The sequence below is a fragment of the Streptomyces sp. NRRL S-646 genome, assembly GCF_000720765.1.
Lineage (GTDB): Bacteria > Actinomycetota > Actinomycetes > Streptomycetales > Streptomycetaceae > Streptomyces.
The window spans coordinates 69,389-86,749 of the sequence record NZ_JODC01000026.1; the positions used below are offsets into that span (position 1 = coordinate 69,389).

The window sequence follows — 17,361 nt, forward strand, 5'->3', positions numbered from 1 at the left end:
GGGCAGGGCAGTTGCTCATCGGGGGCCGCCCGCGGGGGATTCCGGCAGCAGCTCGGCCATGGCCGAACGCAGCCGTACGGGTATCGGCCCGGGCTCGTCCTCGCTGCCCCGGATGGCGATGCCGAGCGCGAACCGGTCCCACACCTGCAGCACCTGGATCTGCCACAACGGCCGTTCGTCCTGCGGGATCTCGTCGTCGACGACGGCCAGTCCGCCGCCCCGGAGGCGGTGTACGGAGAAGGCGTCGAAGCCGCGGGCCATGCCCATGCCGGTGGCCTTGGTGTACGCCTCCTTGGCCACCCAGGAGTCCGCGAAGGCGTGCCCCTGCTGGTCCTCCCGGTCCCGGCGCAGCACCTCCTGCTCCAGTGGGGTGAAGACCTTCGGCGCGAACTGGAGGGCCTCGGGACGGGCCGGGGTGTTCTCGGCGTCGACGCCCGCGGTACGACCGCGCACCACGATCGCGGCGATCAGCCCGTTGGTGTGGGTGATGTTGAAGTCGAGCCCCCAGTCGGCTCCCTGGACGGACGGCCGCCCGAAGCGGCCCTTGTCGAACCGCCACTGCGCCGGCGCCACGTCGGCGTACTGCGACAGCACCTGGCGGGAGAGCAGCCGGGCGCCGAGGAAACGAGTGCGGGCGGCGGGGAAGAGCAGCCGGTCGTGCCGGGCCCGCTCCTCCTCGGTGAGCAGTTCGAGGCCGCCGGTGGCCTCGGCGAACCATTCCACGTCCTCCTCGGCGAGGAGCCAGACGTCGGCGCCTTCGGCCAGCGGGTCGCCGACGGGCTCGCGTTCCGGCGACATGTCGGGAGCCTCCGCGGTCGTACGCATCTCCTGGTCACCAACTCACCTGGAACGGACGGAAGGAGAACAGCAGCCCCTCGCGGTGGGCGCCCGCCATGACCTCGGCGACGGCGTCGACGTCGTCGGGTCCGGTCACCCGGCGGGTGGGGTGGAAGCGCCGCAGCAGCCGCTCCAGGCAGAGCAGGAGGACCGCCGGTGAGCGCAGGGCGGGCGCGAAACTGTCGCGTCCGTGCAGATAGAGGTGGACGCAGGCGGCTGCTGCCGACACGGCCGCGTACTGCTTGGCCAGGTCGTACAGCTCGGCGGACTGCCCGGCCTGGCGCCCCTGTTCGGCGAGGAGTTTGGCGTGCTCGTCGGCGAGGCGGTGCACTTCGTCGGCGATCAGCCCCGCGGTGTCGGCGCAGCCGGCCAGCCACGCCGCCGCACGCCCCTCGGCTGCCTCCGCCGCCCGGCGAAGTTCGGCGACGGCCGAGCGGAGGGCGAGTACGGAGTCGTCGCCGCCACGGCTGAAGAGCTGCTGCGCGGCGGGCTCGTAGGGATCCATGGGATGGGCGGGATCGAAGAGCCGGGTGGTCGTGGTGACCGCCTCGGCCACCGGGGCGGGTTCCTGAGCGACGGCGTTCGCGAGCAGGTTCTGCAGCTGCAGCGCGATGTTCTTGAGGTTCACCACGGTGTTGCCGTCGGCGAAATTGGATATCGCGAAGTCGCGCAGCACCTTCTGGAAGATGCCGTGGCGGGGGTGGTCGCGCAGGTAGTAACGGGCGCCGAGCACGGTGGTCAGCCGGGAGAGGGTCTCCTCCAGCAGGGTCGGTACGAAGTACTTGACGACGGAGGACCAGATGCTGGCCTGGGCGGGGGCGAGCTGCAGCGAGCGTACGGCGCCGGTGGTGAGCGCGTCGGCGATCAGCAGCTCGGCGAAGCACTCGGTCAACTGCCGTTTGGAGTACGGGACTTCGAGCACCGTCCCGCCGAAGATGACGCGGCGGGAGGCGAAGTCGAGGGTGGTGCGCAGGGCGGTGTCCACGCAGCTCATGGCAATGCTGGAGATGGCAATGCGCGCCAACTGACTGCTCTTCAGGGCGACTTCAAGCCCCTGCCCGACTCGTCCGACGAGCGCCGAGTCGGGCACGAAGCAGTCGGTGAGCCGCACGCCGCTCATGTCCAGGCCGCGCAGCCCGTGGAGCGGTTCGTCGCGCAGGTGCTCCAGCTGCTGCGCCGGGATGCCGGCCTTCTCGACGGCGAAGACCGAGTATCCGCCGGGCCCGCCCTTCTCCGACGTACGGGCGAAGACCATGACCGTGGCGGCGACGGTGGCGTTGCCGATGGTCCACTTCTCGCCGCTGAGCAGCCAACCACCGTCGGTGCGCCGGGCGACGGTCTCGTTCGCCAGTACGTCACTGCCGTGCCGTCGCTCTGACAGCCCCCAGGCCAGCTTCTTGCCGTCGCGGATGGCGTCGGCGAAGTGCTGACGTTGGCCCGGGCTGCCGGCGATCCACACCGGCATATAGCTGAGGCTGGTCAGGACCATGGCGGTGGCGGAGGTGGGGTCGCGTCGGCCGACGAGGCGGTAGAGGTTGAAGCCGTCCTCGACGTGGACCGCCTTGCCACCGTTGGCGGCGGGGACGATCCAGTCGTACAGGCCCCATTCGGCCAGGGTGTCCACGAACTCGTGCGGGTACGCCTGGCGTTCGTCGAGGTCGAGGATGCGCGGGTACGGCATGGGGCCGCCGGCGTCCCACGGGTCGCCGAGACAGCGCTCCAGGTCCGCCATCAGCGCGGTGAGGTCGGTCATGTCGTCTCGTCCTCCTCGGGTGCCGGTCCGTCGGACAGCTGGACCGGGAACGCGGTGAACAGGAGCCGCGCGGCGTCGAGCGAGGTGACCGCGCGGGCTGCCGGCGGCAGATCTGAAGCCGCCTGCCGGGGATCACGCCCCTCGGCCATCGCAAGCAGCACGGCCAGAACAGCGGTGAGCCATCCCGCGCCGGCGGGCCCCTCGCCGTACAGACCGCGATCGGGCTGCGCATGCCAGGCGAGGGCGGCCGCGGCGGCCGCATACAGCAGACAACAACGGTCGGCAAGATCGAGCAGCTCGGCCGAGGCCCCGAGCCCACGGGACCGGTCACGCTGGGCCTCGGCGGCGGTGGCAAAGGTGTCGGCAAGTCCGGTACGTACGTCACGTACGAGACCGGCGGCCCGTTCTTCACCGCGTGCCGTGAGGTCCCGCGCGAGTTCTTCTGCGTGTGCCGCAAACCCGAGGAGCACAAGATCCTTGGGCCGTACTGAGAGGTCGAGCGCCCCGGGCTCGAGCCCGGGAAGCGGCTCACCGAAGGCGAAGAGGGCGTCGAGCCCGGCTGGGGCCACGGGGACGGCCACGTGCGCCAGTTCACCGCCGGCCGGCACCTCCCAGCGGATCGGGGTACCGGACTCGGCCGCGACAGGAAGCCCGCCGCCCGGCCTCGCCGACACCCCGAACTGAACGGGGGAACCGAGACCGTCCGCGGCCGGCACGACCGCATCGGCCCCCGGCCGCACCGAGCTCTCCGCCCCGGCCGCAGAACCGGATCCGGCCGCGAGAAGCCCACCCCCGCCAACGGCCCCACCGCTCCGCCCCGCCGCAAAGAGAGCCGGGGAACCAGAACCAGCGGCGCCCGGCACGACCACGTCTGCCCCCGAGCCTGACCCCGGCCGCGCCGAACCCGCGGATCCGGCGGTGGGGAGCTCGGGCGCGCCGACCGTCTGAACGGCGGGCCTCGTCCAGTGGGCGAACGTCGGTGCGTAGCCCGGGAGTTGCAGGGACACTGCGCGCAGTACGCCGAAAGGGCTGGTGTCGATGGACTCCACGATGGCGTTGTCGCGCTGGGCCTTGTCGACGACCGCGCCGGGGCCGTGGGCCAGGACGCCGCGGGCGCCGAGCAAGGAGCGCGAGCGGGACACCGTGGACGCCGTCAGGCGGGTGGCTGCGCGCTTGACGACCGACGAGCACAGGCCGAACGTCGCCGGTGACAGGTGGGCGTAGCGGGCGGCGGTCAGGGACAGGAGGTCTGCCGCGAACAACTGTGCTGCGGCGACGGCCAGTTCGCGGGAGCCGTGGGCGGTGTCCGCGACCCGGACGCCGCCGATCCGCCTGCTCTGCGTGAACCGCAGTGCCGTGCGCAGCGCCGTGTCCGCCGTCGCCAGGCAGGCCGCCGTGCTGAGCAGCCGTACCACCTGCTGGGCCCGCATCGCGCCGGCGAGGCCGCCGCCCGGGCCCCCGATCACCGCCGCCTGCGGTACAGGAGTGCCGTCGAACGCCAGGTCGGCGAAGTCGATGCCCCGCATTCCGGTGACGGGCTGTGCGGGCTGCCGCCGTACGCGGGACAGCTCACTGGGTCCGAGCAGTACCGCCGTGAACGCGGCCGGGCCGCGCGCTGCCGTGCGGGCCACCACGACCGCGGCGTCGGCGGTGGCACCCCGGCCGACGAGCCATTTGCGGCCGGTGAGTCGGAACCCGCCGTCCTGCGCCTGGTCGAGGCGGCACTCGCCCGCCAGGACGTCGCTGCCCGAGTGCTCCTCGGAGAGTGCGAACGCGATCGTCCGCCCCTCCTGCACCCAGTCGGCGACGGTCTTCGCCTGCTCGGGCGTGCCCGCCGCCAGGACCGTGAGCACTGCGGAGCAGGACAGCAGGGTGGCCGGCATGATCGCGGCATCCCGCCGGGCGGCCACCCGCACCAGCAGCAGCGTGTCGTCCAGGCCGCGCAGTGCGCCGCCCAGCGACGGGGGCAGGTAGGCGAGCGGGAAGTCGACGGAGTCGAGACGGGCCGCGAAGGCGTGCGGGAAGTCGCCCCTGGCATCGCGCGCGACGCCGGCCTCGAAGCCGTAGACGTTGTCCTTCCGCCAGGGGTCGCCCAGCAGTTCGTCGAGGAGCGCCGCGGCGGCGAACGCGGCCGTCATGGCCGTACCTCCAGGGCCGGGTCGGGCTGCGGCACCGGGTAGTCGGCGATCGCAGGTGAGAGCGCGAGGCCCGCTGCCCGCAGCATGGACAGCCGCTGGTGGAAGGCGGCGCCGGTCATGATGTGGCGGGCGACGTCGGCCACGCGGCGATTCCGCGGGGCGGCCAGGTACGTGCCCCGCACCCAGGAGTTGAAGCTGCCCATCGCCGGGCCGCACCAGATCTGGTAGTCGACCGCGCGGTCCGCCTCCCCCGTCTTGGCCCAGCGCGAGGCCATTCCCAGGTACCAGCGGAAGATCAGCGCGGCCCGCCGTTTGGGGCTGGCGGCGGCGCGGGCGAGCTGGTCGGGGTCGCGACGCTCGAAGTAGGAGACGGTCTCCGCCCAGACGTCCTCCAGGGGACGCCGGAAGAGCTGCTTCTCGATACGGGCGCGGGCCGCGGCCGGGATCGCGTCGATGCCGTCGTGGTCGCGGTAGAGCTCGTAGAGGAGCCGGGCGCGCATCGGGAACAGGGTGCCGCGCTTGAGGACCTGCAGCTCCACGCCCATCTCGAACATGTCCGCCGCGGGCGCCATCTCGAAGTCCGCGAGGTCGGCCTGCGCCAGCATCTCCTTGACCTGCACGGAGGTGCCGGCCTCGACGCAGGACTGGTTGACGGAGCCGGTCACCACATAGTCGGCGCCCATCGCGAAGGCCGCCCAGGCCGCCTCGGGCGTGCCGATTCCGCCCGCCGCCCCGACCCGGATGCGTACCGGATGGCCCAACTCCCGCATCAGACCGTCCCGTTGACGGATGATGACCGGCAGCTGCGCGGGCAGCGGGCGCCGGTCGGTGTGTCCGCCGGAGTCGGCCTCCACAGTGATGTCGTCGGCGAGCGGCACCCGTTCGGCGAGCCGCGCCTGCTCGGCGCTGATCGCGCCCTCGTCGAGCAGCGCCCGCACCATCGGCTCGGGCGCGGGCCGCATGAACAGCTCCGCGAGTTCCGTACGGGAGATCTTGGCGATGACCTTGTTGTCGGCGACGACCCCGTACGGCCCGCCGGCCCTCAGCCCGGCCAGCCGGTAGCGCACGATGTGCGGGGTGAGCGCCAGGAACGCGGACGCCTCCACGCACGGCACCCGGTGCTTCAGATACAGGTCGACGGCGGTGCGCTCCAGACGCTCCTCGCTGGGGCTGTGGATGAGGTTGCAGGCGTACGGCAGCCCCGGGATCTCGGTCGCGAAGCGGACGAGTGCCTTCTCGACGGCCTCGGGCAGCAGCCCGGCCGCCCCGTACGAGCCGAGGTAGCCGGCCCGTGCCATGGCGATCACCAGGTCGGCGGAGGCGATGCCGTTCGCCATGGCGCCGCTCATGTACGCCTCGCGCACCCCGTACGCCTCCAGGAAGGCGGCGCTGCCGAGACGTTCAGGCCCGAGCGGCGGCACGGCGGCGACGATCTCGTGCTCGCCACCGGGCCGCACGCCACCGCCCACGGCGGCGCCGAGGCCGTAGGGGCCGCGCAGGATGTAGACGGGCTCGTCGAGGCGCATCAGCGCCTCCTGGATCCCGGTTTCGCCGACCGCGGGTGCGGGTCCGCTCCACCGCGGCCGCGGCTGTTCGGTGCTCATGAGTACGTCTCCTTGGTCCGTTGGCCGCACTTCGCTCCGCGGGTAGTGCCGCAAATGGCCGTCGATCGTCTTCGGGTCCGTCCTGGCTGGTCGCGCAGTTCCCCGCGCCCCTTTGGGGGCGCGGCCGAACCGCCTAGTCGTGGTGGATCTCGATGCCCAGGTCACCGAGGCGATAGATCCGCAAGGTCGACTTCCAGACGTGGGCGTCGCCCAGCAGGACTATCCGGCCGGGTTCGCGGCGGATCTCCTTGACGTGGACGTCGAACTCCATGTCGGGGTCGGTGCGCAGGATCTGGCCCCGGTAGCTCCAGGTGGTGTCGGTGCCGGTGCTGAGTGCGAAGCGCGGGTTGCGCAGTCCGTCGGTGAGGCCGGTCTCGACGGCGTACACCTGCATGCCCTGCAGCAGTGCCTCCACGCCGAGGGAGCCGGGCATCACCGGGTCGCGGTGGAAGTGGCAGGAGAAGTACCACTCGTCGGGACGGATCGAGCGGTGTCCGCGCAGGTATCCCTGGCCGTGTTCACCGCCGCCGGGCAGGATGTCGACCCATTCGACGAGGTCGAGGTGCCGGTCGGCCAACCGCGGGCCGCGGCGGGCGGACTCGGCGGCCCGGAAGTCGCGCAGATCGATGCGGCGGGTGCCGGGGGGCCTGGCCGGCTGCGTGTCCAGCCAGGGAAGCACGTGCTGCCCCTTGTCGAGGCCGACCTGGTGGGCGAGTGCCTTCTCGTTGAAGTAGCCGAAGAGGGACTCGCCGGTGTAGAAGACCTCGCCGTCGCAGGAGAGTTCGTAGGAGAAGTTCTGCAGGATCGAGCCCGGCATCCGGTCGCTGGACAGCAGCGTCGACCGGTGCTGGACGGTCTTCCCGCGCAGGTCGATGTCCTTGACGAGGGTGGCGTGGCCGTCCAGGTTGCGGATGCTGAACTGCTCCTCGGGGAAGGGCAGGGTGGCGCCCAGGTAGTAGCCGAGGAGGATGGCCGCCTGGAGGCTGGACTCCATGTAGACGCAGTTCGGCATGTACGGGTGGCCGTTGTCGGCGTAGTACCAGGCGTCCTCGGGAACGTCGTACTCGGTGACCATCACGGCCCCGCGCTTGAGCGTGCCGCGCGTGCCCTCCAGCTTCATCACCCGGTCGACGAAGAGGAAGTCGCCGTTGGGGATGTACGGTGCCCGGCTGTCGGCGTAGATCTCGAACTCGGGCCCCATCGCGACGGCGAGGTCGCCTTTTGCCGCGTGCGCCATGTGGAACTCGTTGAGCAGCGCGGGTTCGCCGGTGGCCGGGGAGAGCCGGCCGAGGAAGTGCGGGACGGTGCCTGCGGTCTCCGGGCGGTAGGGCGTGCCGGGTTTCTCGCGCAGCCGGATGCCGAGGCCGGTGACGCTGATCGACGGGGTGCCGTCGCGCAGGACGACCACGTCGGCGACGAGTGACGGTCGCGGCAGCAGGTTCAGGTCGGTGATGTCGATGCGGTATTCGATACGGGCGTTGCGCGGGGTGATCTGCCCGCGCACCTTCACCTCGGTCCGCAGGTCCGGCACGGGCTGGAAGCGGGCGTCGGGGAGGGTGAGGTGCAGGCCGAGGGAGAGGGCGTAGGTCTCGAGGAGCTGTACGGCTCCTTCGGCGACGAGTGATCCGGCGAGCACGGGGTCGTCGGGGAAGTGGCTGGTGAAGTACCAGGCGTCGGGGGCGAGTTCCTTGACGGCCTCGATCCGCCCGAGCCCGTGGCTGCCGCCCTTGCGGTCGAGGACCGTGACCTCGTCCGCCATCAGCAGCGGCCGCGTGGGCAGCCGCAGCGAGGTGTTGCAGCCGGGGGGCTGCCGGTGGCCGGGGCCGAAGACGTCGGCAATACGGCCTTCGGCGAGCGCGTCGAGGTCGGCGGAGGTGAGGGAGGTGCGGTGGGTGGTGGCGAGCGGCTTGAACGCGGTGCGCCCGGGGTCCGCCGCCTGCTTGGGGCCGGGGGCCACCCGTCCCTGCACCAGGCCCGGCGAACTCTCCAGCTCCTCATCCGTGAAGAAGCCCGCGCAGGCGTTGTTGAGTTTGAGGATGAGCTCGCCGTCGGCGTAGCAGTCGTAGTGGAAGAAGAAGAGCAGGGTGTCGCCCTGGCGGACGAACTGGTCGATCCAGATGTCGTAGCGCAGGGTCTGTCCGGTGCGCGGCAGGTCTCCCAGGAAGCTGAGGCTGCTGTCGAGGAGGCGGTAGACGCGCTGGCCGCGGTTGGTGAAGTCCGCGCCGAGATAGCTGATGAGCAGCAGGTCGCACTGGCCGGCCTCGATGGTGACGGCGGGCGGGACCTGGCCGTCGACCGCGTACCAGGCGTCCTCGGGCACGTCGTACTCGGTGCGGATGAAGGACGGCTTGAACTCCCCGGGCTCTGCGTCGAGTTGGGTGACGCGGGTGGCGAAGAGGTAGGGCGGGGCGGGGAGTCGTACGCGGCGGTCGTAACCGTCGATCCGGGTGAAGCGGGGGCCGAAGACGTTGCCGACCTTCCCCACGGCGAACTCGAGGAGGTCGTGTTCGTCCCAGACGACGCCCTCGGGCTTCGGCGGGCGCTCAGTGGCTGCCGGTGTCGGCCGGCCGGAGGTCGAGGCGGACAGTACGGCGGTGAGTTCCTCCCGCAACTCCCGCTGGGCGTCCAGGACTTCCTGGTGGGCTTCCAGGATCTCGGCACGCAGGCTGCGGACCAGGGTCAGGGTGGCCGCGTGGTCGTCCTTGGGCCGGTCCGGCTGCTGCGGCTTCTCCGGTACGGGCAGGGGGGCGCCGAAGACGGCCGGGCGGGGCGGCACGTCGGCGCGCCCGGCCTGCGGCGGGACGGCACCGAGGGACGGCGCCGACACCGCGTCGGCGGGAAGCATCGTGATCGGTTCCCGCTCCAGCGAGAGCGCGGGTACGGGCGGACCGTCGGGGCGGGTCGGCATCGCGGTGTCCCATTCCGTGGCGTGGAATGCCGTGGCAGGCAGTTCCGGGGCTTGGTCGGGGGCCCCGGCGGTCACCGGGACGGAGGGTGAGGCGCCGGGCGGGGCGACGGCGGTCAGGGTCGGCGCGGGGGCTGCGGCGGGCGCAGCCGCCCGGCTCCGCTCGGAGCCGTGTCCGACCGGCACCGACGGCACGGCACGCTCGCGCGGCTCGGCTCCGCCGCCCGGCGCGGACGCCACCGGCACGGGTGGCTGCTCCGCGGGGACTGCGGCCCGTCGCACCGCACCCGCCACCGCTTGGGCCGGCGCGGCGGTCATGGCCGGCGCGCGGGCTCCGGTGGGCGCCGGTGCGGGCGGGACGGTCGCTGAGGCGAGGGGCGCGGCTGCGGACGCCGCTACCGGCACGGGTGGCCGAACCGCCGGCACTGCGGCCCGTCGCACCGCACCCGCCACCGCTTGGGCCGCCGCGGCAGTCACGGCCGGCGCGCGGGCTCCGGTGGGCGCCGGTGCGGGCGGGACGGTCGCTGAGGCGAGGGGCGCGGCTGCGGAGGCCGGTACCGGCACGGGTGGCCGAACCGGCGGCACTGCGGCCCGTCGCACCGCACCCGCCACCGCTTGGGCCGGCGCGCGGGCTCCGGTGGGCGCCGGTGCGGGCGGGACGGTCGCTGAGGCCGGGGGCGCGGCTGCGGAGGCCGGTACCGGCACGGGTGCGTCCTCGACCGGGACCGGCGCGGCACGTTCCTGTGGCTCGGCTCCCTTACCCCACGCGGTCGTCAAAGGCACGGGCTCCGGCGGGTGAGCACGTTCCGCCGGGACCGGCGCCGGTGGCGTCGCGGGCGGATCGGCCTCACCACTCGGCACGTTCGTCGCCACCGGGGCCGGGGCGGGTGACTGCAGCGGGGGCGTACCGGACTCTCCCCGCCCGGCTCCGCCACCCATGACGGCAGCGGCAGGCGTCGGCGGGGTGACGAGCCGGCGGGTCGGCGCGGTCACCCGTCGTACTGCGCTCACCACCGGCGCAGCCGCCTCCCTCACCAGCGACGCGACCGGTGTGCCGCCCACCGTGAAGGTGCGCAGGCCCGGCGGGCGTCGGTGTGCTGCCGTTCGGGGGCGGAAGGGGGTCAGGTCGACCGGGACGCCGTGCGCTGCGAGGCGGGCGACGAGGCGGGCCGTGTCCGTTGCGCCGCGGGCTCCCCGGCGGTCGACGGGGACCGCGAGGTGCGGGTCGTCGCCGAGTGTCTCGTGGATCCAGCGGGTGCAGGTGCTGGAGGGGCCGACCTCGATGAAGCAGCGGAAGCCGTCCTCGTAGGCCCGTCGGATCAGGCGGGGGAAGTCGACCGTCTCACGGAGGGTGACGGCGATGTTGTGGGCCACCACGTCCTGGTCGAGGGCGCCGACAGGGGCGTAGTGGCGGCTGCTGTAGAGGACGAGGTCGCCCACGTCGCCGGTCGGGTAGCGGTTCAGGTCGGCGAGTTCCGAGAGCACGCCGTCCACCACCGGGCAGTGCATCACGTGGTTGGCGGGAGAACGTGCGCTCTGGCAGCCCAACTGGTCGATCAGGTCGCGGCATTGGGCCGGGTCGCCCGCGACCACCACTTCGGCGGGTGTGTTGACGTGGGTGATGAACACCCGGTCGAAGCGCGCGACGGCCGCCCGCACGGCGTCCGCGGGCGCCAGCAACACGTGTGTCCCCCACACCTGCTGGTCGGGGACGTCCTCCCCGATGCCCCACAGCTCCCGTACCGTCTTCTTCGGGCCGCGCAGCCGGTCCACGAAGAGCGGCGAGGCGTCGATCTTCGTCGTGGCGCGGGCCTCCTTGATCCAGCCGCCGGTCGCGAACAGCATGCTGCTCTCGCCGAGGCTGTAGCCGAACGCCCCGTGCACCGGCACGCCGAGCACCTCGCGCACCAGGTCGGTGGAGAGCAGGGCGTAGCTGGTGCCGACGGCCAGCATCAGCGGGATGTCCTCGATCAACTCGGCCTCGCGGCCCATCAGTTCACGCCGGTCGAGCGGCTTGAGCGCACGCGGGTACAGCGCCGCCGAGCGCAGCATTTCCGCGGGCAGTTCGGCCTGCGTCTCGAAGCGGGGCAGGAGTCCCGGGAAGGCACGGAAGAGCGAACGCCCGAGGCCGAGGTACGAGTTGAAGGCGCCCGGGTAGACCAGTGCCGTCTTGGTGCCCGGCCCGCCCGCCGGACGCGCGGCGAAGCAGCTCCCGGACGGCGAGGTCCACTCGCCGCCCGCCCGGTGGACCCCCGGCAGGTCCTTGGCCGCCTGGTCCAACTGCCGTACGAGCCCTGCCGGATCGTCGGCGACCAGTACGGCCTTGAGCGCGGCGGGCCGGTCCTCGGCGAGCTGCGCGGTCCAGTCGCCGCCGCTGTCGACGGCGTCGCGCAGTTCGCCCAGCCGCCGCATCAGGGTGTCGATGTCGTCGGCGCCGACCGGCACGACGAGGCTGCCGCCGGAGCGCACCCAGTCGGTGGCCGCCACCTCGCCGCGCGTCTGCGCGCCGCCGAGCACGACATGGGCGTGGCTGCCCGCACTGCCGATGACGCTGACACTGGCCGTACGACGGCCCTCGCGGCGTTCGCGGAGCCAGGGCCGCGAGTCGCCGGCGAGGAAGAACGCGGACCCGGTGAGCCGGGCACCGTCGACGCCTTCGGGTGCGATGGGCTGGTAGCCGTAGTGCAGGCACAGCGCGGCACGGATGACGGAGGCGAGTGCGGAGGCACAACCGGTGTCCCCGACCGCGGAGTTGACCGCGCTGACCGCCGTCCGCAGCGCCCCGCCGGCCCGCTCGGCCGACCAGACGCGGACGAGCCCTTCGAGCATGCCGTCCTGCGCGGCCCCGGCCTCGACGAGTTCGACGTCGGCCGGTGTCACTCCGGCGGCGGCGAGGGCCTCCTCGGCCGCGGCGGCCACGAGCTCCGGCGCCGGCCGGGGGTCGAGGGTCGGCGAGTGGTGGACGGCCAGGGCGTCGACGGTGGCGTACACCGTGCGCTCCGGCGGGACGGAGCCGGGACGGGTCACGACGACGGCACCGGCTCCGTCCCCGAGCACGCCCTGGGACGCCAGCAGCTGCCGCGCCTGCGTGGACTCCGGACCGGCGGCCAGGTCGACCGCGCCCACCAGGACCGCCTCGATGCTCGGGTCGAGCAGCAGCAGCCGTGCCGTGTCGAGGGCGTCGACACCGACGGCGCTGTCGGAGGAGACGGTGAAGGAAGGGCCGGTGAGGTTCCACAGGGAGGAGATCCGCGCGGCCATGATGTTGCCGATGTAGCTGAGGACCTCGTTGGCCTCGATGGAGTCGTGGATGCCGTCCCGGGCGGCCCGGGTCAGTGCGGCCAGCTGCTCGTCCCTCGGCTCCAGGCCGGCCGCGGCGCACCAGGCGGCGAGCTTGCGGCCGAGCGCGTAACGGGCGCCGTGCCCCTCGGCGCTGGGCTCCATCTCCATGCCGAGGACGACGGCGACCCGCCGCCCCTTGGCCCCGTCCCTGCCCCCGGGGGCGGGGCGCTCGTAACCGGCGTCCTTCAGGGCCTCCTCCGCGACCCGCATCATCAGCAGGTGCTGCTGGTTGAAGTGGTCGAGGTCCTTGGGCGGGATGCGGTACGAGGTGGCGTCCACCTCGAACCCGTCGATGTACGCGGCCTGCGGCGCCCCGCCGTCGCCGAGCGTCTCGAACCCGCGCCAGCGGTGGGGCGGCAACTCCCGTACGGCACCCGTGCCTTCGTAACCCGCCCGTTCGAACTCGTCGAGTGTGGTGAAGGACCCGAAGTGTGCGCCCATGCCGATGACAGCGAGGGACTGCGGTGTGCGCCGCTCGGTGCCGTCGTCCTCCGCGTCCGTCTCGGGGCCGGACAGGACTACGTGTGCGTTGGTGCCGCCGAAGCCGAAGGCCGAGACGGCGGCCCGGCGTACGCCCTCGGGGGCGGGCCAGGGCGTGGGTTCGCGTACGACACGGTCCGCGACCGTGCCCGGCAGCGGCAGCTCCACGCCGAGGGTGGGCGGGATGACGCCGTGTCCGAGCGCGAGAACGACCTTGACCAGGCTGCTCATGCCGGCCGCGGTCAGCAGGTGCCCGATGTTGCCCTTGACCGAGCCGAGCAGCGGGCCGCGCCCGAAGTGCCGTTCCACACCGTCGAGTTCGGTTCGGTCGCCCAGCGGGGTGCCGGTGGCGTGGCACTCGACGTACTGGATGTCGTGCGGTTCGATACCGGCGTCCCGGTGGGCGAGTTCGTACGCGGCGAGCTGGCCGCTGACGTTCGGGGCGAGCAGGTGCTTGCCGGGGCCGTCGTTGCCGAGGGCGACGGCGTCGACGACCGCGTACACCCGGTCCCCGTCGCGGCGGGCGTCGGCGAGCCGCTTGAGGGCGACCATGGCCGCGCCCTGCCCTGTGATGATGCCCTTGGAACGGGCGTCGAAGGGCTGGCTGAAGCCGTCCGGCGGGTAGGCGTGCAGGTCGGAGAAGGACAGGTGGATGACGGTCGGGTCGGGGGCGCAGACCCCGCCGGCCAGCATCAAGTCGGCTTGCCCGGTGGCGAGTTGGGCGCAGGCGAGCTTGATGGCATACAGCGCGGAGGAGCAGGCCGCATCGAGGGTGTGGCGGGGGCCGTCGAGCCCGAGGGCAGCGGCGACCACATGGGCGGGGAGCCCGCCGGGCCAGAGGTTGTGGGCCTCGGCCCTGGCGGCGAACGACCCGAGATTGTGAGCTTCGCGCCGGGCGCCGAACGGCCCCTTTGCCGGACCGGCACCCCGATCACCGGCCGAGCCCACGCCGAACGACCCGAGATTGTGAGCCTCGGCCCGGGCGCCGAACGGCCCCCGTGCCGGACCGGCACCCCGATCACCGGCCGAGCCGACACCGAACGACCCGAGGTTTTGGACCTCGGCCGGGGCGCCGAACGGCCCCCGTGCCGGACCGGTGCTCCGGTCACGGGCCGGGCTGCCGTCCGCCGCACCGGACGGCAACCCGGCCGCGGGGAAGCCGGCCGCCGCGAGGCCCTCGGAGACCGCGGCGTCCCACAGCTTCCCCGCTGTTCGGCCGGAGGCCGGGGTGGGGAACGGGTAGTTCCCGAACACCACCCCGGTCCTCCGGCCGGCCGCCCGGCCGTCCGCGGCAGCGGGGGATACACCCGCGTCGGCCAGGGCGTCCGCGGCCACCCGGAGCGCCCAGTGGAACGAGCGGTCCAGGCCGGCCAGGTAGTCGGCGGGCAGCAGGTACCCGGAGGGGTCGAGGTCCGCCGTGGCCTCGAGGAATCCGCCGCGCGTGCAGTAGATGCGGTGCCGGTCCCGCGCGTCCTCAGGACCCCTCTCCTCGGTCAGCGGGTCGTGCCCGAAGACCCGCTCACCGCCCTCGGTGCGCGAGTCGACCGCGCCCATCAGGTTGCTCCAGTAAGCCTCGGGCGTGGCCGCCCCCGGGAAGAGGCAGGACAGTCCGACGATCGCGTACTTGCCCATGACGGATCAGCCTCCGAGCCTCGTCAGACCGTGACCGCGGCGGCCGCCCGGCCCGGCTGCCTGAACCGTGCGTCCAGTTCCGCGTCCTCGACCGCGACCACGTCCTCCAGGACGGCGAGCACCCGGCCCTGCGGGTCGAGCGCGGTCACCTTGCAGGTGACGCCGGTCCGGCCGGGCCGTACGTCCTCGACCGCGGTGAGGAAGTCCCCGTCGGACGGCAGCGGCGCATACAGGCTCAGGCGTCCGATCTCCATCGGCAGGCAGGCCCGCCCGCGCTGCTCGCGCACCCACACCAGCACGGCCTGCAGCAGCAGGTCGGCCAGAACCGGGCTGTGCAGCCGGGTGTGGTAGCCGCCGAGCGCGGGCCGGTCGTCGGTGAGCCGGGCCCGTACGAGAAGCCGCTGCTCGTCGCCGGCCAGCACCGTGCGCAGGCCACGCAGGGAGGGCCCGTGGAAGAGCGTGCCGTCGCGGTACAGCCGCGCCGCGTCCTGCCCGGCCGCGCTGCGGGCGAGGCCCGCCAGGTCGCCGCGGTCGGCGGGCCGCTGCCCGGCGTCACCCGTGCTCAGCCGGACGCTGTACGCGGGCCGGCTGCGACCGCTGCCGTCCACGGAGGAGGCAAGTACGTCGATGCCGTCGTCCGCGGGCTCGATGGACAGCCGCAGCCGCTGCGGCTGCTGCCCGTCGGGCTCGTCCCAGGCGACGCCCTTGAACACCTTGAATCCGCTTGCCCCGACGACGGTTTCGCCAGTCGCTGTCTCGACGGCGTTCGCCAGCACGCCGAGTGCCGCGGTGGCGGGCAGGACCCGCCGGCCGCCGATGGTGTGGTCGGTCAGCAGCGGCTGGTCGGCGAGGTCGGTCAGGGTCCGGTCGACGACCAGGGGGCTGAGCGCGGAGCCCTGCTCTGCGGGCGGCGCGGACAGCGGGGTGAGCGGTCCGGTGACGATCACGGTGTCGTGCCCGTGTCCTGCCGTGAACTGCTCGGCGAACATGCCCGCACCGGTCGCGAGCGGCACCAGGGCGATCCCGCGCGAGGCGAACATGGCACGCAGGTCGTCGGAGACCATGCCGCCGTCCCAGGCGCCCCAGTTCATCGCGGTGACGCGCGCGGAGGGCAGTTCCCGCTTCAGCCGTACGGCGATGCGGTTCAGGGCCTCGTTGGCCATGGCGTAGTCGGACTGGCCGCGGTTGCCGAAGAACCCGGCGACGGAGGAGAAGAAGACCAGGTGTCGCAGTTCGGCGATCCCGCGCAGGGCGTCCAGGACATTGCCCAGCCCGATCAGCTTCGTGCCCAGCACCCGGCGTATTTCGTCGGCAGACTTCTGCGCGATGAGCCGGTCGGCGAGGACACCCGCCCCGTGCACGACACCAGTGACCCGTCCGGCGTACGGCGTCAGCGCGCGGCGCACCTCGCCGGCGTCGGTGATGTCGACGGTGAGGTACTCGACGCGGGCGCCGGTGTCGGTGAGCCGGGCGAGGTTCGCGGCGATCTCCCTGGATGCCGTGATCTCACGGAACTCCCCCTCGATCGCACGGGGGTTGGGCTTCTGCCCGCTCTGCGCGGCCCGCCGTGCGATGAGCCCGCGCAGTGCCGGGCCTTCGTGCCCCACGGCCCAGTCGGGCTCCGGCGCGGGCCGGCTGCGGCCGAGCAGCAGCAGTCCGGTGGGCCGGGCGGAGACCAGGGCGTGCAGGCAGTCGGCGGTGATGCCGCGGGCGCCGCCGGTGACGACGAACAGGTCGTCGGAGGAGACCTCCGGGACGGCGGCCGCGTGTGCCTCGTGCGGCTCGGCCGCGAGCGCGATCGTGCGCCGCCCGGCCAGGTCGTGCGCCACGTCGGCGTGCTCGGCCGACAGGTCGTGGATCTCGCCGAGGAAGCGGGCACCGACGGTGGTGGGGGCCAGCTCCGGAGCGAAGTCGACCGTACGGACGAAGAGTTCGGGCGCCTCGACGGCGAGGGTCTTCACCAGGCCGCCGACCCCGCCGAGCAGCGGAGAGGCGTCACCGCCACCGCGGTAGCCGTTCGCCCCGTCGAGCCGGGTGACGGCCACGAAGGCGGCGCGGGTGCCCTGCGCGGCGACCGGCTTCAGCGCGGCCAGGCTGTGCTTGGCGACGAGCAGGCAGTGCTCGAGCCGCTGCACACCCTCGCCCCACTCCTGTCCCGCCGCGGCAGCCATCTGCACGACGAGGTCGACCCGGCCGCGCACGAGCGTCCCGGCGAGCTCAACCTCGTCCCAACCCGCCAGCCGCCGCACGGCGTCCGCCTCCGGCACGACGCTGTCGACACCGGGCAGCGCGACGATCTCCACCCGCCAGCCGTCCCCGCGCAGCGCTCCGGCGAGCGGCCGGGAGAGCGTAGACCCGTCGTCGACAAGAACCGCCGTCCGCGGTTCGGCGTAGGCGCCGACGAGGACGTGGGGCGGGGCGATCTCGATGACGTCGGCGTAGGTACGGCCGATGCCGGGGGCGGGTGGATAGGTGACGGCAAGCGGGGCGGCGGCGGCCGCGGAGACAGCCGTCTGAGGAGCGGGCCCCGTGGAAACGGCGGACACGGTGGAGGCGAGGAAGCCGGCGATGTCGTCCAGCGTCCGCAGCTCCGCGAGCACCTCCGGATCGACGTCCTCCGACACCGGATACGACTCCTGCAACGCCCCCAGAATCTGCACCCGCTTGATC

General features: G+C 73.2%; 6 protein-coding genes. All 6 read right to left on the reverse strand.

What is annotated here, in order from left to right; all coding sequences use genetic code 11:
- Positions 1-15: 15 nt before the first annotated feature.
- Positions 16-825, reverse strand: a complete 810-nt coding sequence (locus IH68_RS50805) for a 4'-phosphopantetheinyl transferase family protein (RefSeq protein WP_051834016.1) — start codon at positions 823-825, stop codon at positions 16-18.
- A 7-nt stretch (positions 826-832) separates the two neighbouring features.
- Positions 833-2,590 carry an acyl-CoA dehydrogenase family protein gene (locus IH68_RS0143505; RefSeq protein WP_030947771.1) on the reverse strand — a complete coding sequence of 586 codons (1,758 nt, stop codon included), beginning with the start codon at positions 2,588-2,590 and terminating at the stop codon, positions 833-835.
- The gene (locus IH68_RS52145) at positions 2,587-4,728 is read right to left on the reverse strand and encodes an acyl-CoA dehydrogenase family protein (protein WP_051834017.1); all 2,142 of its coding nucleotides are present in this window, start codon (positions 4,726-4,728) and stop codon (positions 2,587-2,589) included. The genes IH68_RS0143505 and IH68_RS52145 overlap by 4 nt, the downstream gene beginning before the upstream one ends.
- On the reverse strand, positions 4,725-6,332 hold the full coding sequence (locus IH68_RS0143515) for a PfaD family polyunsaturated fatty acid/polyketide biosynthesis protein (RefSeq protein ID WP_030947777.1): 1,608 nt from the start codon (positions 6,330-6,332) through the stop codon (positions 4,725-4,727). The genes IH68_RS52145 and IH68_RS0143515 overlap by 4 nt, the downstream gene beginning before the upstream one ends.
- A 133-nt stretch (positions 6,333-6,465) precedes the next feature.
- Positions 6,466-14,691: a beta-ketoacyl synthase N-terminal-like domain-containing protein gene (locus IH68_RS58705; protein ID WP_063763596.1), complete on the reverse strand. Its 8,226-nt coding sequence runs from the start codon at positions 14,689-14,691 to the stop codon at positions 6,466-6,468.
- A gap of 23 nt (positions 14,692-14,714) precedes the next feature.
- Positions 14,715-17,361 (reverse strand): SDR family NAD(P)-dependent oxidoreductase (locus IH68_RS0143530; protein WP_234341780.1); only part of this gene is annotated, 2,647 nt, incomplete at its 5' end.

Excerpts from the sequence above, each read along its gene's own strand:
- IH68_RS50805 (WP_051834016.1), bottom strand. The coding sequence starts at position 825 with ATGCGTACGACCGCGGAGGCTCCCGACATGTCGCCGGAACGCGAGCCC.
- IH68_RS0143505 (WP_030947771.1), bottom strand. The coding sequence starts at position 2,590 with ATGACCGACCTCACCGCGCTGATGGCGGACCTGGAGCGCTGTCTCGGC.
- IH68_RS52145 (WP_051834017.1), bottom strand. The coding sequence starts at position 4,728 with ATGACGGCCGCGTTCGCCGCCGCGGCGCTCCTCGACGAACTGCTGGGC.
- IH68_RS0143515 (WP_030947777.1), bottom strand. The coding sequence starts at position 6,332 with ATGAGCACCGAACAGCCGCGGCCGCGGTGGAGCGGACCCGCACCCGCG.
- IH68_RS58705 (WP_063763596.1), bottom strand. The coding sequence starts at position 14,691 with ATGGGCAAGTACGCGATCGTCGGACTGTCCTGCCTCTTCCCGGGGGCG.